This is a genomic window from Streptomyces sp. NPDC051664, from assembly GCF_044453545.1.
GTDB lineage: Bacteria > Actinomycetota > Actinomycetes > Streptomycetales > Streptomycetaceae > Streptomyces.
Map to the genome: position 1 here is coordinate 94,043 of NZ_JBITCU010000014.1, position 17,877 is coordinate 111,919.

Annotated in this window: 13 protein-coding genes, 1 pseudogene and 1 riboswitch; of the genes and pseudogenes, 11 read left to right on the plus strand and 3 right to left on the minus strand. The window is 68.0% G+C overall.

Going from position 1 to position 17,877, the window contains the following annotated elements; genetic code table 11:
- Positions 1-96 precede the first annotated feature (96 nt).
- The 3 genes and pseudogenes from ACIA8E_RS25120 (at position 97) to ACIA8E_RS25130 (ending at position 2,987) form a co-directional block, all read left to right on the plus strand.
- On the plus strand, positions 97-1,575 hold the full coding sequence (locus tag ACIA8E_RS25120) for a hypothetical protein (protein ID WP_399301566.1): 1,479 nt from the start codon (positions 97-99) through the stop codon (positions 1,573-1,575).
- Positions 1,576-1,921: 346 nt separating this feature from the next.
- Positions 1,922-2,030, plus strand: a pseudogene (locus ACIA8E_RS25125) (IS5/IS1182 family transposase); the annotation flags it as partial.
- Positions 2,031-2,147: 117 nt separating this feature from the next.
- A complete protein-coding gene (locus ACIA8E_RS25130; protein ID WP_399301567.1) occupies positions 2,148-2,987 on the plus strand; it encodes an LLM class F420-dependent oxidoreductase in 840 nt (279 codons plus the stop codon).
- Positions 2,988-3,216: 229 nt separating this feature from the next.
- Here the strand turns inward: ACIA8E_RS25130 and ACIA8E_RS25135 are convergent, their stop codons facing one another.
- A complete protein-coding gene (locus tag ACIA8E_RS25135; RefSeq protein ID WP_399301568.1) occupies positions 3,217-3,975 on the minus strand; it encodes a DeoR/GlpR family DNA-binding transcription regulator in 759 nt (252 codons plus the stop codon).
- Between the two features lie 74 nt (positions 3,976-4,049).
- Between ACIA8E_RS25135 and ACIA8E_RS25140 the strand changes: the two genes are divergently transcribed.
- The 3 genes from ACIA8E_RS25140 to ACIA8E_RS25150 all read left to right on the plus strand — a co-directional run bounded on the left by ACIA8E_RS25140 (position 4,050) and on the right by ACIA8E_RS25150 (position 6,977).
- Positions 4,050-5,237, plus strand: coding sequence for an MFS transporter (locus ACIA8E_RS25140; protein ID WP_399301569.1), 1,188 nt, complete (start codon positions 4,050-4,052; stop codon positions 5,235-5,237).
- Between the two features lie 184 nt (positions 5,238-5,421).
- The gene (locus ACIA8E_RS25145; protein ID WP_399301570.1) at positions 5,422-6,501 is read left to right on the plus strand and encodes a dihydrodipicolinate reductase; all 1,080 of its coding nucleotides are present in this window, start codon (positions 5,422-5,424) and stop codon (positions 6,499-6,501) included.
- Positions 6,498-6,977 carry a carboxymuconolactone decarboxylase family protein gene (locus ACIA8E_RS25150; protein ID WP_399301571.1) on the plus strand — a complete coding sequence of 160 codons (480 nt, stop codon included), beginning with the start codon at positions 6,498-6,500 and terminating at the stop codon, positions 6,975-6,977. The genes ACIA8E_RS25145 and ACIA8E_RS25150 overlap by 4 nt, the downstream gene beginning before the upstream one ends.
- A gap of 3 nt (positions 6,978-6,980) precedes the next feature.
- Here ACIA8E_RS25150 and ACIA8E_RS25155 read toward each other — a convergent pair whose 3' ends face one another.
- Entirely contained in the window at positions 6,981-8,624 is a 1,644-nt protein-coding gene (locus ACIA8E_RS25155) for a GMC oxidoreductase (RefSeq protein ID WP_399301572.1), read from the minus strand.
- A gap of 366 nt (positions 8,625-8,990) precedes the next feature.
- Here ACIA8E_RS25155 and ACIA8E_RS25160 point away from each other — a divergent pair, with 366 nt between their 5' ends.
- Complete coding sequence (locus tag ACIA8E_RS25160) at positions 8,991-9,542, plus strand: DinB family protein (RefSeq protein ID WP_399301573.1); 552 nt, start codon at positions 8,991-8,993, stop codon at positions 9,540-9,542.
- 58 nt (positions 9,543-9,600) lie between these two features.
- A complete protein-coding gene (locus tag ACIA8E_RS25165; RefSeq protein WP_399301574.1) occupies positions 9,601-10,215 on the plus strand; it encodes a GNAT family N-acetyltransferase in 615 nt (204 codons plus the stop codon).
- A gap of 129 nt (positions 10,216-10,344) precedes the next feature.
- Here the strand turns inward: ACIA8E_RS25165 and ACIA8E_RS25170 are convergent, their stop codons facing one another.
- Positions 10,345-11,112, minus strand: a complete 768-nt coding sequence (locus ACIA8E_RS25170) for a transglycosylase SLT domain-containing protein (RefSeq protein ID WP_399301575.1) — start codon at positions 11,110-11,112, stop codon at positions 10,345-10,347.
- A 4-nt stretch (positions 11,113-11,116) separates the two neighbouring features.
- Positions 11,117-11,302, minus strand: a riboswitch (cyclic di-AMP (ydaO/yuaA leader).
- 1,510 nt (positions 11,303-12,812) lie between these two features.
- Here ACIA8E_RS25170 and dacB point away from each other — a divergent pair.
- The 3 genes from dacB to ACIA8E_RS25185 all read left to right on the plus strand — a co-directional run bounded on the left by dacB (position 12,813) and on the right by ACIA8E_RS25185 (position 17,873).
- Positions 12,813-14,435: a D-alanyl-D-alanine carboxypeptidase/D-alanyl-D-alanine-endopeptidase gene (gene dacB, locus ACIA8E_RS25175; RefSeq protein WP_399301576.1), complete on the plus strand. Its 1,623-nt coding sequence runs from the start codon at positions 12,813-12,815 to the stop codon at positions 14,433-14,435.
- Between the two features lie 341 nt (positions 14,436-14,776).
- Positions 14,777-15,679 carry a helix-turn-helix domain-containing protein gene (locus tag ACIA8E_RS25180; RefSeq protein WP_399301577.1) on the plus strand — a complete coding sequence of 301 codons (903 nt, stop codon included), beginning with the start codon at positions 14,777-14,779 and terminating at the stop codon, positions 15,677-15,679.
- 232 nt (positions 15,680-15,911) lie between these two features.
- Positions 15,912-17,873, plus strand: a complete 1,962-nt coding sequence (locus tag ACIA8E_RS25185) for a maleylacetate reductase and hydroxyquinol 1,2-dioxygenase domain-containing protein (RefSeq protein WP_399301578.1) — start codon at positions 15,912-15,914, stop codon at positions 17,871-17,873.
- The last annotated feature ends 4 nt before the right edge of the window (positions 17,874-17,877 follow it).

The following is a 17,877-nucleotide window of genomic DNA, read 5'->3' on the forward strand; positions in this document are numbered from 1 at the left end:
GCCGGGATTGCAGGAAGCCGTCGACAGATTAGGGGTTGCGGTGTCGGCGACCGTGACGTAAACGGTGCCGACGGCCGCCGGGTCACCCTGCGGGCCTTGAGGGCCTTGCACGCCGACGCCGGTATCGCCCTGGGTACCCTGCGGGCCTTGCACACCAACCCCCGTGTCGCCCTGCGGGCCCTGGGCACCCGTGCCACCCTGCAGACCGGTGTCACCCTGAGTGCCCTGCACGCCGACGCCGATGTCGCCCTGGGTACCCTGCGGGCCCTGGGCACCCGTACCGCCCTGCAGACCGATATCACCCTGAGTGCCCTGCACGCCGACGCCGATGTCGCCCTGGGTACCCTGCGGGCCCTGGGCACCCGTACCGCCCTGCAGACCGGTGTCACCTTGAGTGCCCTGCGGGCCCTGCACACCAAGACCCGTGTCGCCCTGCGGACCCGTGCCACCCTGCGGACCGGTGTCACCCTGAGTGCCCTGCACGCCGACGCCAGTGTCGCCCTGGGTACCCTGCGGACCCTGCACACCAAGACCCGTGTCGCCCTGCGCACCCGTGCCACCCTGCGGACCGGTGTCACCCTGAGTGCCCTGCACGCCGACGCCGATGTCGCCCTGGGTACCCTGCGGGCCCTGGGCACCCGTACCACCCTGCAGACCGATATCACCCTGAGTGCCCTGCGGACCCTGCACACCAAGACCCGTGTCGCCCTGCGCACCCGTGCCACCCTGTGGACCGGTGTCACCCTGAGTGCCCTGCGGACCCTGCACACCAAGACCCGTGTCGCCCTGCGCACCCGTGCCACCCTGCGGACCGGTGTCACCCTGAGTGCCCTGCACGCCGACACCGATGTCGCCCTGGGTACCCTGCGGCCCTTGCACACCAACACCCGTGGCCCCCTGCGCACCGGTACCACCTTGAGTGCCTTGCACACCGACACCGATGTCGCCCTGGGTACCCTGCGGGCCTTGCACACCAACCCCCGTGTCGCCCTGCGGACCCTGGGCACCCATACCGCCCTGCAGACCGGTGTCACCCTGCGGGCCTTGCACGCCGACGCCGATGTCGCCCTGGGTGCCGTGCGGACCCTGCACACCAACACCCGTGGCCCCCTGCGCACCGGTACCACCTTGAGTGCCCTGCGGGCCTTGCACACCAACGCCCGTGTCGCCCTGCGGACCCTGCGCGCCCGTACCGCCCTGGGCACCCGGTGGACCCTGCGGACCCCTCTCTCCTCGATCTCCCTTCGGCCCACGGTGCTTGTCCTTGTGCTTGTGCTTGTCACGGTCCCGGTCAGCGGAAATAGCCCCGTTCGGGCCAGGCAGTCCGAGGCTGTGCTCGGTAGCAGACTTGTAGATCGCGTCGGCGACGGCCGCCGTGCTCGGAACAACGTTGAGCACTACGGCAAGTGTGCTCGCCGATACCAACGTGGTTGTTTTCAGCCGGGAATTACGGATGGTTTTGCGACTCACCAGAGGACCTTCCTTGCGGAACTTGAAGTAAACACATCGCAATTACGCGCATGTCGTGGGTGTGTTCAATTGCATACGTGTCACATCACCCATAGGAACGGGTAGAGCTATTCTTCAGCGCCGCCGAACTGATGATCGCGAGCCGCTCGTGTCGTAGTCGAAGATCACCCGAGCGGCAGTGGAATCGTGTACGCATCTGTCGTGACGTACCTGGTCAGATCAGACAGCAGCACGACTGCGGCTGGAACAGCTACTGCGAACGGGCTGTTCCGCCAATTGCCGTCAAGCAGCCAGGTCGGCGCCAAGGTCGTCAGTCATGGTGTTCCGGCCGCATTCGCCCTCGTCGAGCACCTCAAATCGAGGAGTCCGTGTTCGACAACGAAGTCGCCCGATCGCGGCCGAATTTGACGCGCTGAATGCCTGAGGCGTCCGGACAGCCCCGTTCACCGGGCTGAGCCCGCGTCCTTTCGGCAAGCCGGTGACTACGTTGCACCGTTAAGGTGCAGATCCGGTCCGAAAGGGCGCCTGTGGGCCTTCCGCCGGAGGACCAGGTGCTGCTCGGCATCGCCCGCCTGCACAACCTCGACCTCGCCGGATATGCGAGCAGCCGGACCGGCCACCGACCGCGTCCACACCCAGCCAAAGATCATTTAAGGGACAAGCCTTAGCTTGGAGCCATGCGATTCGCCTTCAAGACTTCGCCCCAGAACACCACTTGGGACGCCATGCTCGATGTATGGCGGGCGGCCGACGACATCGAGGTCTTCGAGTCCGGTTGGACCTCCGACCACTTCTACCCGACCCACACCTCCTCCCCCGCCGACCCCCGTCTTGAGGGCTGGACCACGTTGACCGCACTTGCACAGGCGACGAGACGACTGCGGATGGGCACACTGGTCAGCGGCATTCACTACCGGCATCCGGCGGTACTGGCCAACATGGCAGCCACGCTTGACATCATTTCCGGAGGCCGACTGGAGCTCGGCCTCGGCGCCGGCTGGAACGAGCAGGAGTCCGGCGCCTACGGCATCGAGCTGGGCACGCCCAGGCAGCGCAGCGACCGGTTCGAAGAGGCCTGCGAGGTGCTCATCGGACTTCTGTCTCCTCAGGAGACCACCACGTTCAAGGGCAGTTACTACGAACTGACCGACGCGCGGTGCAACCCCAGGCCTGTACAGCAGCCGCACCCGCCGATCTGCATCGGCGGCAGTGGGGAGAAACGCACACTCCGCACCGCGGCCCGTTTTGCCCAGCACTGGAACTTCGACAGTGGCACACTCGAACAGTTCAGCCGGGCGCGGTACGTGCTGCACCAGCACTGCGCGGACGTCGGTCGCGACCCGGCAGAGATCCTGCTGTCCAGCCAGGTGCAGTTCACCGGCGACCCGGCAGCGACGGCCGCAACAGCCGCGGCACTCCACGCGGCAGGCGCGGAGCTCGCGATCGTCTACTTGCGGCCGCCGTACACACCGACCGCGCTGGAGCCGCTGGCGTGCGCGTTGTCGGAGCTGTGCTGAGTCGGCTCGCTCTGCTTGTTCGTCGGCCGACGGAACGTCCGATGGGGAGGGCGCACAGTCGAGTGACGCGACGCGGTAACTGAGCGGTACGCGACACGAGAGCGGTCGGTCGCACGCCCTGTCCGTGGCCATGATGTGCTCCGCAGTGCGCTCAACGCGTCGAGCACTCACATTCTGGACAGCATCAAGACGGAACGCTGGGGCGCGTACCGTTCAGCTCGTGCCCAGGTCAAACCTGTCGCACGTGCACGCCCGCCGCGGCCAGTGCGTCGACCTCGTCCTCGGGCGCGGTCTCGTCGGTGACCACGGCGTGCAGTGCGGTGGCGGGCGCGACAAAGGCAAGGGCGGTACGGGACAACTTCGCGCCGTCCGTGACCGTGATGACCCGGCGGGCCGATGCGATCGCGGCCCGCTTGGTGGCGGCGTCGTCCAAGTCGTACGCCGTCAGCCCGTTCGCCGCGTTCAGTCCGCAGCAGCCGATGACCGCGGTGTCGAAACGCAGGGCGGCCGGCGATGCCTCGGCGAGCGGGCCGGTGAGTGCGAGCTCGCCCCGCCGGGGGCGGCCGCCCGGCACCAGCAGCGTGAGGTCCGGCCCTCCGGTCAGGGCGTTCACCGCGTGCAGGGAGAGCGGCATGACCGTCAGGCGCCGGTGCTCCAGCGCGCGGGCCACTTCCAGACAGGTGGTACCGCTGTCGAGGACCACGGACTCCCCGTCGGCGATCAGCCCGGCGGCCTCGGCGGCAATGCGTCGCTTGGCCTCCAGTCCCTCCGTCGCCCGCAGCCCGAAGGGCGGTTCGTCGCCGCGCAGCAGCAGGCTCCTCGCTCCTCCGCGGCACCGCTCCAGGACGCCCTGCTCGGCCAGGGTCTCCAGGTCACGGCGGATGGTCATCTCCGACGCGCCGGTCAGGGCAGCCAACTCCGCGACGCCGGCACTGCCCGCGTCGCGTACCGCCTCGGTGATCCGTCTCAGTCGATCCGTACTCGCCACATCAGCGATAGAACACCATCGATGTTCAAAATGCAATCTTTCAAACATCAAACATGTTCGATATGTTCATCGGCATGGAGAGATCACTGCGGGCCGGCCGACTGGTCACTACCGCCTACTTCGCCCTGAACGGCTTCGTCCTGGGAATGTGGGTCGTCCACATCCCTGCCGTCGAGGGCCACGTGGGCATCACTCATGCCGTGCTCGGCTGGCTGCTGCTGCTCCTCGGCGCGGGAGCCTTCGCGGGGATGCGGATCACGGGCCCGCTCACCGATCGGTGGGGCGCCCGCACCGTCGTACCGCTGAGCGCTGCGCTGTGCAGCGCAGCCGTGGTCCTGCCGGGCCTGGCCACGGACGCGTGGACGCTGGGAGCGGCACTTGCGCTGCTCGGGCTCGGCAACGGCTGTCTGGACGTCAGCATGAACGCCCACGCCATCCAGGTCGAGCGGGGCTACGGACGCCCCGTCATGTCCGCCTTCCACGCCACGTTCTCCATCGGCGGCGTCCTTGCCGCGCTGCTCGGCGCGTGCACGCTCAGCTGGGGCTGGAGCCCGGCGGTGACCCTCGGCTCAGTCGCCGTTCTCGGTCTCGCCGTCGCTGTGCTCGCCGCCCGCGGGCTCCTGCCGGCCGCACAGGCCCCCTCGCCTGCCGCGGAGGCTCCCGCCACGAAACCGGTGCACCGGACATCCCCCCGTATCTGGGCGCTGGCCGCGCTCGCGCTGATGCTCATGCTCTGCGAAGGCGTCGCCAACGACTGGAGCACTCTGCATCTGCGGGATGTCCTGAACGCCTCCGCCGCCATCGCCGCTCTCGCCTACGGCGCGTTCTCGACCGCCATGACCATCGGTCGACTGCTGGCCGACCGAGTGGCCATGCGCTTCGGGCCGGTGGCCATCCTTCGCTACGGGGCGGCGCTGGCCGCGGTCGGTCTGACGACGGCCACCTTCTCCACGTGGATCCCGCTGGCCCTGGCCGGCTGGGCCGTGTTCGGGGCCGGGCTGTCCGGCTGTATCCCCCAGCTCTTCAGCGCCGCGGGCCACGCCGATCCGAGCGCCGCCGGAAGGAATGTCTCGCGCGTCGCCGGCCTGGGCTATCTCGGTATGCTCGCCGGCCCCGCCGTCATCGGACCGCTGACGCATTTCATGCCGCTCAACCTGACTTTTCTGCTGCCACTCGGGTTCTGCGTCGTGGCCGTGTGCTCAGCCCACATACTTCGCTCGCCGCACACCTCTCCCAGTCGTTCGGAGGCCGGGGCAGCGTGACCGGAACCAACCACGCGAGCCCGGTGCGCAGCACACCCGGTGCCGCGGTGCAGCCATTGCCCTGACGACGTAGCGGGCGCAGCCCGAGCCGCGTCCCGGTGGGGCCGACTCCCGTGTCCCCGCCCGGCAAACTCGTCGCGTCACGGCACTAGGAACTGATAGGCCCTCTCGCTACCCTCCGCGCATGATTTCCACGGTGGTCTGGGGCACGGGCAACGTCGGCCGCGCCGCAATCCGCGCTGTCGAGGCCCATCCGGCGCTCGAGCTCACGGCCGTGCTCGTCCACAACCCGGACAAGGTGGGGCGTGACGCGGGTGAGCTCGGTGGGCTCGGTCGTCCGCTGGGGGTCGTGGCGGACGACGACGTCGGTGCCGTGCTGGCCACCGGCCCCCGGGCCGTGGTGTACGCCGCGTCCGGCGACATCCGCCCCGACGATGCCCTCGCCGACATCAGCAGGGCGATCCGTGCGGGGGCCGTGGTCGTCACCCCCGCGCTGTACGCCCTGTACGACCAGCTGGGCGCCCCGCCGGAGCTGCGTGATCCGGTGCTGGCGGCCATCGCGGACGGTGGCGGTTCGCTGTTCGTCTCCGGTGTCGATCCCGGCTGGGGCAATGACGTACTCCCGTTGCTGATCAGCGGCCTCGGCACCTCCGTTGACGTGATCCGCTGTCAGGAGATCTTCGACTACTCCACCTACGAGCAGGAGGAATCGGTCCGGTACCTGGTCGGCATGGGCCAGCCGATGGAGTACGAACCGCTGATGCTCGCACCGACCGTCCCGACCATGGTGTGGGGTGGGCAGATACGGCTGATGGCCAGGGCCCTGGGAGCCGAACTCGAGGACATCCGGGAGACGTTGGACCGGCGCCCGCTCGACGCCACGGTGAGCACCAGGACGATGGGCTCGTTCGAGGCCGGCACCCAGGGCGCGGTGCGGTTCGAAGTGCAGGGCATCGTCGGGGGCGAGCCCCGCATCGTCATCGAGCACATCACGCGCATTCACCCCTCCTGCGCACCGGACTGGCCGACGCCGCCCGACGGCGACGGCGCACATCGAGTGATCATCGAGGGCCGCCCGCGCATCGAGGTCACGGTCGAGGCCACCGACGAGGGCGAGAACAGATCCGCGGGCGGGAACGCCACCGCGGTGGGCCGGCTCGTGAGCGCCATCGACTGGCTCGTGAATGCGGAACCAGGACTCTACGACGCGCTCGACGTCCCGCTGCGCCCCGCAGTCGGCAGGCTCGGAAGGAGACAACCTTGAACATCGACATCCCCGAGGGCAAGGACGCGATCGAGTACGTGTGGGGCGAGATGGTGCCCGGGATCGGGATCGCCGCATCGAACTTCTCGCTGGCGGTGTACGCCCATACGACCCTGGGACTGCGCGAGTTCGAAGCTGCGCGGTTGCGGATCGCCCAGATCAACGGGTGCGTCTTCTGCCTCGACTGGCGGACCGAACGGGACGGCGTGAAGGTCGAGGAGGATTTCGCCGACGCGGTGGCCCGGTGGCGTACCACCGACGTTTTCGACGACCGGACCCGGTTGGCCGCCGAATACGCCGAGCGGTACGCCCTCGATCACCACAACCTCGACGACGCGTTCTGGTCCCGGATGAGCGCGCACTACAGCCAGCTCGAGATCGTGGAGCTGAGCATGAGCATCGGATCATGGCTGGCGTTCGGCCGGCTCAACCATGTGCTGGGCCTCGACACCGTGTGTGCGCTGCCCGGCCGTTGATCGTCACAGGTCGGTGGCGATGATCTTCTCGATGTTCCGTTCGGCGAGCGCGGTGATGGTGACGAACGGATTGACGCTGGTGTTGCCGGGGATCAGCGAGCCGTCGATGACGTACAGGCCGGAGTAGCCGTGCAGGCGGCCGTAGTTGTCGGTGGCCCGGTTCAGCACCGCGCCGCCGAGCGGGTGGTACGTGAGGTGGTCGCCCCAGATCTTGTAGGTACCGAAGAGATCGGTCCGGTAGATCGTCCCCTCCTTCTGGTTGATCCTGTCGAAGATCGTCTTGGCGGCGTCGATGGACGGCTGTTTCCAGGCGGTCTGCCAGTTCAGGTCGACCTTGCCCGTCGCGGCGTTCCACGTGAATTCGGCCCGGTTCGGGTTCTTGGTGATGGACAGGTAGAACGATGCGAACGTCTCGATACCGGTGGGCAGCGGGGCGACCTCGGCGAACGCACCACCGGCGGCCCAGTTGTCGATACCGCCCGTGGGAATGGAAGCCTGGAGGCTGCCGGTCGGGTCCCACAGGTGGTTGGCCCGGCCGCACATGACGTTGCCGTTGTCGCCCCACCCTTTGCCGATCTCGTTGTTCAGGACGGGGAGCGCGCCGGTGGCCTTCAGCTTGACCAGCAGCTTGCTGGTGCCCACGCTGCCGGCCGCGAAGAACACCCGGTCCGCGGTCACCGTCTTGGTTGCCGTGGTGGCACCGCCGGTGTCGATCTGGTCGATGACGACCGTGTAGCCGCCGCCTGTCGCCGGTGCGACCGAAGTGACCTTGTGCAGCGGCGAGATGACGACCCGGCCGGTGGCCCTGATCCGGTCGATGTACGTCTTCTGCAGCGATTTCTTGCCGTAGTTGTTGCCGTACAGGATCTCGCCGGCCAGCGCCGACCTGGGAACGGTTCCGGCCTCTTCCTGCTTCATGTAGTCCCAGTCGTACACCGTGGGCACGAAGACGAACGGGAAGCCGGCACGCTGGGCGTGCTTACGCCCGACCCTGGCGTACTGGTAGCACGCGGCGGTCTCGAACCAGACGGGATCGATGGTGCCGACCCCGAGGCCGGCATTGGCGCGCGGGTAGTAGATGCCGTACATCTCGTCGGCGTCCACCGACGGGAGTACGGCTCCGAAGTTCTCGCGCTTGGGGGTGACGGCCATGCCACCGTTGACCAGCGAGCCGCCGCCGACGCCGCGGCCCTGGTAGACCGTGATCCCGCTGAACTCCTCGGCGTCGAGGATTCCGGTGCTGCGGGTGACGTCCTTGTCGATGGGGAAGCCGAGGAAGTTGCTGAGGGGCTGCTTGGTCCTGGTGCGGAGCCAGTACGACCGGCTGTCCGGGGATGTCGTGTTGGAGAAGATCTTGCCGTCCGGGCCGGCGGTGTCCCAGGCCATGCCCATTTCGATCATGTGCACGTCGACGCCCGACTGGGCGAGACGCAGAGCGGCGACGGATCCGCCGTATCCGGTGCCGATCACGAGGGCCGGGACATGGGCCCCGGAGTCGATCGGAGCGGCTGCGGAGCCGACCCCGGCCTGGGCCGGGGTGCTGTGACCCGCGAGGGCCACGGCTCCTAAAATAGAACCAGTTCCTGTGATGAATCTTCGCCGCGAAACGCCCTTGGGGCCTATATCATGCATGGTAGAGTCACTCATGTGACACGCCTCACTCTCGACGGAGTGAAACTGGTTCTACTGCCGTTTGCGTGTCAAGTCACTACATACCTGCGGGTAACTTGCGCCCGCTCACGGCACGCCCCGGACACACCACGCCGTGCGTCAGCGCACAGCGGGCCGGTCCCGGCTCGGTGCCGCTCGACCGCAGCCGAGCACCGAGCACCGACTCATGCAGCAGGGTCCGATGACGGGTCGCGAACATCAGGCGAGGAAGCTGGAATCCGCGGCCGATGCAGTAGCCCCGTGAGGTGCTCGGACGGATTCGATCGGGACTCCTCGCGCTCCGACAACAACTCCCCATATTCCGGAAGCAGATCGACCGGAATGGACCGTAGCCTGCCCACCATGAGCGAGAACAACGAGCCGTTGCTCGAGGAACCACCGGTCGCGGGCAACGAGATCGACACCCTGGTGGGTTCCCTGGAACGCCAGCGCAGGACGCTGGCGTGGAAGTGCGCGGGCCTGGACGCGGCCGGTCTGCGGACGACGGCCGCCGCCTCGAAGATCAGCCTGGGCGGGCTGCTCAAGCACCTGGCCCTCGTGGAGGACGACGTCTTGTCCCAGAAGCTGCTCGGGCGGGAGCCGGCTCCCCCGTGGGACACGGTGGACTGGGACGCCGATCCCGACTGGGAGTGGTCCTCGGCCGCCGGGGACACCCCCGAGCAGCTCATGGCGCTCTGGCAGGACACTGCGGTCCGCTCCCGCGCCAACGTCCGGCAGGCGCTGGCCGAGCATGGCGTCGGACACCTCGCGGCGTTCACCAACTCCCGCGGGCAGTCACCCAGTCTCCGGCGTCTGCTGATCGACCTCATCGAGGAGTACGCACGCCATGTCGGACACGCCGACCTCATCCGCGAATCCATCGACGGGCTCGTCGGAGAGGACCCGCCACGATGAAACCGACACTCTCGGACAGGCCGGTTCCGGTAGCGGCGGGGTGGTGATGATGTCAGGCATGGCCCAGCCGATCTCGGATGACCAGCTCGCTATCGTCCCCGCCGACGAAGCATCGTGGGACGACCTGCAGACGATCTTCGGCACCACGGACTATCCGTCCATGTGCCAGTGCCAGCGCTTCAAGATCAGGGGCTCCCAGTGGGGTTCGGTCCCCCTGGCCGAACGTGCCGAGCGCCTGCGTGAGCAGACCGGTTGCGGAAATGCCGGTGCTCCTTCGACAAGCGGTCTCGTCGCCTATCTGGACGACGAGCCGGTCGGATGGTGCGCGATCGAGCCCCGGACGTCCTACCCCCGCCTGCTCCGCGCCCGCGTCCCCTGGACCGGACGGCAGGAGGACAGGACCGACGACAGCGTCTGGGCCGTGACCTGTTTCGTCACCCGCAAGGGCTTCCGTCTGCGCGGCATCACGTACGCACTCGCGCGCGCCACGATCGGCTTCGCGCGCGACCGCGGGGCCCGCGCGATCGAGGGCTACCCGATGATCACGCGGCCAGGGGTGGAAATCACCTGGGGCGAACTCCACGTCGGCAGCCGTGACGTTTTCGCCGACGCAGGGTTCGTCGAGGTGAGCAGGCCCACACTCAGGCGGGCCGTCATGCGGATCGACTTCTGATGGTCGCCCGCGCGCCGCTGATCGCGGCGGTCGCGTGTGCATCCATCGGGCAGAGACAGGAACGGGTGGCGAGGCCCCCTCGGACCTCGCCACCCGTCACTCCTGAACCGGCATCAACGCAACCGGGCGTCAGTACGCCCCGAACACGTTGTCGATCGAACCGTACTTGGCGGCGGCATAGTTGCACGCGGCCGTGATGTTGGCGACCGGGTCGTAGGGGTCCATCGACGTGCCGGGCACGTGGTAGGCCTTGAACGTGGGGTCGATGACCTGCAGGAGCCCCTTGGACGGCGTGCCCTTGGCGGCGTTCGAGTCCCAGTTGTTGATGGCCTTGGGATTGCCCGAGGACTCGCGCATGATGTTGCGGTGGATGCCGTCGTAGCTGCCGGGGATGCCGTGCTGCGCCATGACGGCCAGCGACTCCTTGATCCAGCCGTCGAGGTCGTTCGTGTACGTCGCGGGCTTCACGGCGGCGGGAGTGGCACTGCTCGCGGCCGGCTTGGACTCGACAGCCGCGGTCTCGGCCTTGGCACCGAGGGTCAGCTTCATGCCCGGGCTGATCAGAGCGGGGTTGGCTCCGATGACCTCGCGATTGTCCTGGTACAGCTGCTGCCAGCCGCCAGTCACGGAATGCCCAGTGGCGATCTTGTAAAGGGTGTCACCGGCTATCACGGAATAGACGGAGGGCGTAGCCTTCGCGGCGGAAATTCCCTTGGCAGGGGCCGCAGCAGGCGCCACAGTCTTTGCGACGGTGGCGACGGACTGCGCCGGCGCTGCCGAGGCAGCGGTCGCACCGATCACAGGAAGTGCGAGAGCGGCTCCGCCCGCGCCCACGGCGATGAAGCCGCGAGTCAGCGAACCGGACTTACGACGACGGTGGTTACCCGTTGCGGGCATGATGCGTTCCTCTCCGGCGCCTACGAGGTGAGCTGTCGGGTTCAGGCTGGAGTTGCCTGGCCGTATGGGAATACGGCTTCACCCCTAGCCGTTCCGGATACCGGATCGGCTGCTTACCTGGGTCCCCCGCTCCTGCCGTACGTGAGTGGTCGGATTCCCGGACGGCGGCAGGATTCGGCGTTCCATCCGGATTGACGGTGACCGTAAGCGAGAAACTCCGACCTGAACAAGCCCCCACTTTTCGATCACAATTCATTTACAAGATCGAGTCGGGGAATTATCGGCAATCCATGCCCGCCCGCGAAGCCAAATTCCTTCGCGCAGAAGGGAACCGAGCGGTACGCCGTCGCGTCCGCGGTCCCGGAAAGTGACTCTCGCCACTTAGTCCGAAAAGGGCGATTTGCCCGACAGGCAGGACCTCGGCCTGTGCGAGTCATGCATTCGCCAGCAAAGAGAGCAATTTATCTCTATTGCCAAAATTGGGACATTCGAGACATTGGCGGGCGGCCGAGCGATGCCTTCGCCTCGTCGGGGCGGACGTCCCCCCGCGGGAGGCGACAGCGCGTCACGCATCTCCACCGGCTGCGGCGCACAGGCGGCCGCACTCCGGCCAGGTCGCGCAGGCTCACACGAACGACGGTCCCGATGGGCGCAGGAGGTGCCGCACGCCTTCGGCATGGCCGTCACGGTGCGCAAACGCCCTGCCCGCCCACCGGGGCCGTCCGGAAGCGCAAGCGGCGTGCCGGCGATGGAGGGCCGGGGGCTGATCTCCGTGTCGCTCTCGCCGCGAAGCATCGCCCGGCCCACCGGCTTGCTGCATACCGGGCGTCCGGACGAGGCGCATCGTGATCGCCATCGCTAAGGGATGTCGAGGGGCTCCGGCCGGATGAACCCGACGTAGCCTTCGAAGGCTGCTGAATCGATCTTCTTCAGCTTCTCAACAAAGCGGGCGAGCTTCGCAAGATCCCTCTCTTCATCCTCTTCGGACGAGTACCCCTTGGGCCCGTCCGCTTCGCGGAGGAATCAGGAATCGGTCACACGGCAGGCCGCAGCAATGCAGCGAGACCTCTGCTCGGCGTTGCGGGACAGCTCTTGATGACAGTCGACGCCTCGGCTGCTCATGCGAACCATCCTGATCCTGCGCGTCGAAACCAGCGGTGTGCGCACGCCCGCCCCGGAAGCAATACGGTAACCCCCCACTTGCCGCCCTGCGTTGATACAGAGATCGCTGGAAGAAGGGGAAGTGCCACGGAGTCGAGAGACGCACATTCCACCACTCGACTCCTTCCACCCATAATCCTGTCCAACTCGATCGATTCATCACAGGAGACGCCGTGTTGAATCACGCCCCGTAAGTCGGAATGAGCTCGCTACCCCTTGACGCCTGCTGTGTTCCCACATTGCGCGGCCCTCGTAATCGATTCGGCCCGGCATAAATTCCGTCGCGCATCAGGTACGTTGCGACGGAGCGGGGGCAGGGTGCATTCCGGGACGGTCGAATCAGTCAATGCCCCCTGAATCCTCATCAGATTCCCTCCAGATCCACCCTGTTCACTGCATGAACGGGCAGCTGTACCGGTTGCGGACAGGAGTAGGGCTCCGGTCCAGCTGCCTCCCCTTTGCACCCCGACCCGGTTGCCCCCGGATCCGAACGACGTAGGCCTTCCGCCTAGGATCCGGATGCCTGATCATCTCTTTCCATGCGCATGCCAACGATTCACCGAAGATTCCGCCATCGGGCGTTGCTCTGGGCCGTCGCCGCGAGCCTGGCACTCACCGCCACCTCAGGAGCCCCGGCCGGGGCCGACGCCCCGGCGCCCGGCCTGTCGCAGACCCTTGACCAGATTCTCAGCGACACACGGCTGAACGGCGCCCAGGCCGGAGTCGTCGTCAGGGACGCCGAAACCGGGCAGACGCTCTATCAACGCAACGGCGACGGCCGCCTGGTGCCCGCATCCAGTACCAAGCTTCTGACGTCGACCGCGGCCATGGCGCTGCTCGGCCCCGACTACCGGTTCAGCACCGATGTACTCGCGGACGGCTCCCGCCACGGGTCCGTGGTCCGGGGCGACCTGTATCTTCGCGGCACCGGCGACCCCACGATGCTGGCCGAGGACTACGACCGGCTGGCCGCCACGGTCGCCGCATCCGGGATCCGCCGGATCACCGGCCGACTGGTCGCTGACGACACCCGGTTCGACAGCAACCGGCTGGGCGCGTCCTGGGCGGCCGACGACGAGTCCGCCTACTACTCGTCGCAGATCTCTCCACTGACGGTGGCCCCGGACACCGACTACGACGCGGGCACCGTGCTCCTCTCGGTGACCCCGGGCTCCGCGCCCGGTGCAGCGCCCGCGGTGAAAGTCACCCCGTCCAACGACTACGTCCGCATCGACAACCGTGCCACCACGGTCGCCGCCGGTGAGAGTCGTACGATCACCGTCGATCGCATGCACGGCAGCAACACCATCGTGGTCAGCGGGAAGATCCCCGTCGAGAGCGCACCCGCCACGTCGTGGACCAGCGTCTGGGAGCCCACAGGCTATGCGACCGCCGTCTTCGCGGACGCGCTGGCCGCACACGGAGTGAAGGTCACCCGAGGGACGGTGCTGGGCGAGGCCGTTCCGCAAGGTGCCACGACACTGGCCTCCCATCCGTCGATGCCTCTGAAGGATCTTCTGACGCCGTTTCTGAAGCTGTCCAACAACAACCATGCCGAGGTGCTGGTCAAGACCATCGGTTACGAGGTGAAGGGCAGCGGCACCTGGTCGGCCGGGCTGTCGGCGATCGCCGACCACCTGCGTACCCTCGGATTGGACCCCGCTGACCTGCGTCAGATGGACGGCTCCGGCCTGTCGAGGATGGACGTGGTGTCCACCGAGCAGTTCACCGAACTGCTGGTCGCCGCACGCCATCAACCGTGGTTCCAGGAGTGGTACGACGCCCTGCCGATCGCCTGCGTGTCCGACCGGATGACCGGCGGGACGCTGCGCTCCCGCATGTGCGGGACCTCGGCTGCGGGCAATCTGCACGGCAAGACCGGCTCGCTGACCGGCGTCTCGGGGCTCTCCGGCTATGTCACGGACGCCGACGGCCGGAAGCTCGTCTTCAGCTTCGTCAGCAACAACTACGTCGCGAGCTCGGTCAAGAACATCGAGGATGCGGTCGGAGCGGCGCTCGCCGGCTACAGCGTGGAGGGCGCACAGCAGACGCAAGGTACGGCCCGGTCCGACCGTGCCTCGACCGATGCGCCCGCTGCCAGGGATGAGCAGTCCGGGCGCACCGACCTCGAATGCTCCTGGATGAAGCCTGTGAGCTGCTGAGCAACGGTAGGAGCGCTCCAGGACAGCGCACCGATCCGCGAGGCGCCGGCCTGGTCCGGCCGGAGGTCGACCGTGAGGGGCGGGGGCCCGCCCCGCCCCTCACCTGTTGCCGTCGCCGGCCTGCCCGCGCGGCTCAGCACACGAGAGGTGTCAGGGGTGCTGACGTCGGGTTTCAAGTCGGAAGGGGCCGCCGCGGCGGCGGCAACCTGTGCGACTCGGGCAAACGCTCGCCGATGGCCGACCGGATCAGTGGGCAGGCCCTGGCGGCCCGGCAGGGAATACATCACAATGATCCAACATTCAATAAAACTAATACGGCGCGGACCGCACGGGAGAATCGCATGGGACTTTCAACCTCGGGCGAAGCGATGCCTGAGCTGGGACTCCTCGACACCACTGGCATCCTGCGCCGGCCAGGGGTCAGCCCGGAGCGGACCAGCTCAGGACTGGGATGGGAGCACGTCTACGTCTCCACCCAGCGGGAACAGCCGTATCGCGCCACATTCGAGGCTGCACCCACCCACCTGCTGATCCTGCACCTGGGCGGCCCGGTGACCGTCCGGCGCCGCATCAGCCGGTCGATGCGGGCCCAGCGGATTCCGGCCGGGGGGATCTTCCTCCACCCCGCGGGCCGCGCGCTGGACGTGGAGCTCCAAGGGGGACTCGACACCGTCCACCTCTATCTCAGCGACTCGGTCCTGCAGGAAGCGCACGGTGAGGGCGGGACGGTGGAACTCGCCGAGGAGCTGGGCAGCTCCGATCCGCTGATCGAGCAACTCGTCCTGGCACTGGACGGCGTCGTGCGGCTCCGGGAGCCCTCCGCCCGTACCTACGTGGATCACCTTGTGGGCACGCTCGCTGCTCAGCTCGCCCGGGCACACGCGGCCGGCCGGCCCATGGACCGCGACAGCGCGTCATCAGGTCTGACGAGCCGACAGCTCATGTCCGCACGTGAGTTGATGGAGACACGGCTCTCCGAGCCGCTGCCCGTCGCCGAGTTGGCCTCGGCCACCGGTCTGAGCGCGAGCCAGTTCAGCAGGCAGTTCAGAGCCAGCACCGGTAAGTCACCCCACCAGTTCCTGCTCCAACTGCGGCTGGACCACGCACGTCGGCTGCTGCGCACCACAACGCTGCCCATAGCCGACCTGGCCGCCCACTGCGGCTTCTCCCATCAGGAGCACCTGACCCGCGTGATGCGCGCCAAGCTGGGCACGACCCCTGCTGCCTTCCGTCGGGCTTGCTGACCTTCGATTCCGCGCCCCGCGCCGCCGCATTCACTCCGGCCTGCCCCACCGCATGCGCACTGCTCCGCCTTCCGATGTGGCGCAAACCCGTCCGCGGCCCCTCTCACGACCATGGCGCCGCGCCAATCCGGCAGAAGATACGCGCGAAACGTGCAGGAAACGGGATGTCCACGGCCCCGACACTCGGTGGCAGACATCCAAGGACCCACGGCACATGCGAAGGCGGAAAGCGATGAGGAACTTCGTCCACACCTCCCACCCCTCGCGGGTCATCTTCGGCACGGGAACGGTCGGTCAGGTCCGCGACGAAGTCGAGCGGCTCGGCTGCTCCCGCGTCCTGCTCCTGGCCGGCCCGGCGGTGGCCAAGGCTGCCGCCCGTGTGCGTGACGTCCTCGGGGACCTCACCGTGGCGGAGTTCGACGGTGCCGCGATGCACACCCCGGTGGAGGTGACCGAGCGAGCGCTCGACGTGCTCCGGGAACACTCCGCCGACTGTCTGGTGGCTGTCGGCGGCGGTTCCACGACAGGGCTCGCCAAAGCACTGGCGCTGCGCACCGATCTCCCGCAGCTGATCCTTCCCACCACATACGCGGGCTCCGAGGTCACCCCCGTGCTGGGCGAGACGCAGGCCGGACGCAAGGTCACCCAGTCCTCGCCCGCGATTCTGCCCGAGACCGTCGTCTACGACGTCGAGTTCACCCGTGACCTGCCGGTAGGCATGTCGGTCACCAGCGGAGTCAACGCCCTCGCCCACGCCGTGGAGGCCTTGTACTCGCCGCAGGCGAACCCGGTGATCGACGGCATGGCGCTCGACGCGGTCGGCAGGATCGCCCGCGCCCTGCCGGCGCTCGTCGCCGAGCCGTCCGACACCGCGGCACGCGCCGACCTTCTGCATGCCGCATGGCTGGCCGGTACCTGCCTGGCCTCCGTCGGCATGGGACTCCATCACAAGCTGTGCCACACACTGGGCGGTACGTTCGGCCTGCCGCACGCCGAAACACACGCGGTGATCCTGCCGCACGCCATGGCCTACAACGCCCCTGCGGCCAGGGACGTCATGAGCCGGATCGCCGAAGCACTGGGTGTGGCGGACGCCCCGAGCGGGGTGTTCGACCTGATCGCCTCCGTGGGAGGCCCCACCTCGCTGGACCGGCTGGGCATGGCGCAAGCGGATCTGCCGGAGGCCGCGCGGCTGGCCGTCGCCACGCCGTACCCGAACCCCCGGGAGCTGACGTACCAGGGCATCGAGAGCCTGCTGCAGGATGCCTGGCGGGGCCGCCGTCCGGCAGCTCCCGCGGTGCAGGCTCCCCCGGCACGCGGTGCGACTGCGGACCTGGAGCGCCTGACCGAGCAGGTGGTGGCGAGCTTCGCCGACGCACCGGATCCGCGGGTCGGGCAGCTGCTCGGTGACCTCGTACGGCACCTGCACCACTTCGTGACGAGCAACGACGTCACCGAATCGGAGTGGCAGCACGCCGTCGACTTCCTGACCCGCACCGGGCAGATCTGCACCAGCACCCGTCAGGAGTTCGTGCTGCTGTCCGACACGCTCGGGGTCTCCAGCATCGTCGACCTGCTCACCAATTCGCGCACCCCCGAGACCACACCGTCCGCGGTGCTCGGACCGTTCTACACGGACGGCCCCCCGGAGACCGCACAGGGCGCCGACATCTCACGGGGTGTCGCCGGCACTCCCCTGTGGGCCGACATCCGCATCACCGACACGGACGACCACCCCCTGCCGGACGCCGTCGTGGATGTGTGGCAGGCCAACAAGGACGGGTTCTACGACGTCCAGCTGCCCGAGCGCGAAGGCCCGGTACTGCGGGGGCGCCTGCGCACGGACGACGAGGGACGGCTGCGCTTCTGGACGATCCTGCCGGCCGAGTATCCGATCCCGGACGACGGTCCGGTGGGGCAGATGCTCCAGGCCGTCAGCCGTCATCCCTACCGTGCTCCCCACCTCCACTTCATGATCTCCGCACCCGGCCACCGGCGCCTGGTCACCCAGTTGTTCGTGAAGGGCGGCCCCTACCTGGACTCCGACACCGTGTTCGGCGTCAAGGAGGGCCTCGTCATCGACTTCGCGCCCCGCACCGGCCCTACCCCGGACGGCCGCGCCGTCGACGGGGAGTGGCGCAGCCTGCAGTTCACCTTCCGCATCGCCCGCATCGCCGACGCACCGGCAAGCTGACGAG

Coding starts and splice junctions, on each gene's coding strand:
- ACIA8E_RS25160 (WP_399301573.1), top strand. CDS start 8,991: ATGAGCGAGAACAACGAGCCGTTGCTCGAGGAACCACCGGTCGCGGGC.
- ACIA8E_RS25180 (WP_399301577.1), top strand. CDS start 14,777: ATGGGACTTTCAACCTCGGGCGAAGCGATGCCTGAGCTGGGACTCCTC.
- ACIA8E_RS25140 (WP_399301569.1), top strand. CDS start 4,050: ATGGAGAGATCACTGCGGGCCGGCCGACTGGTCACTACCGCCTACTTC.
- ACIA8E_RS25155 (WP_399301572.1), bottom strand. CDS start 8,624: ATGAGTGACTCTACCATGCATGATATAGGCCCCAAGGGCGTTTCGCGG.
- ACIA8E_RS25145 (WP_399301570.1), top strand. CDS start 5,422: ATGATTTCCACGGTGGTCTGGGGCACGGGCAACGTCGGCCGCGCCGCA.
- dacB (WP_399301576.1), top strand. CDS start 12,813: ATGCGCATGCCAACGATTCACCGAAGATTCCGCCATCGGGCGTTGCTC.
- ACIA8E_RS25130 (WP_399301567.1), top strand. CDS start 2,148: ATGCGATTCGCCTTCAAGACTTCGCCCCAGAACACCACTTGGGACGCC.
- ACIA8E_RS25170 (WP_399301575.1), bottom strand. CDS start 11,112: ATGCCCGCAACGGGTAACCACCGTCGTCGTAAGTCCGGTTCGCTGACT.
- ACIA8E_RS25165 (WP_399301574.1), top strand. CDS start 9,601: ATGGCCCAGCCGATCTCGGATGACCAGCTCGCTATCGTCCCCGCCGAC.
- ACIA8E_RS25185 (WP_399301578.1), top strand. CDS start 15,912: ATGAGGAACTTCGTCCACACCTCCCACCCCTCGCGGGTCATCTTCGGC.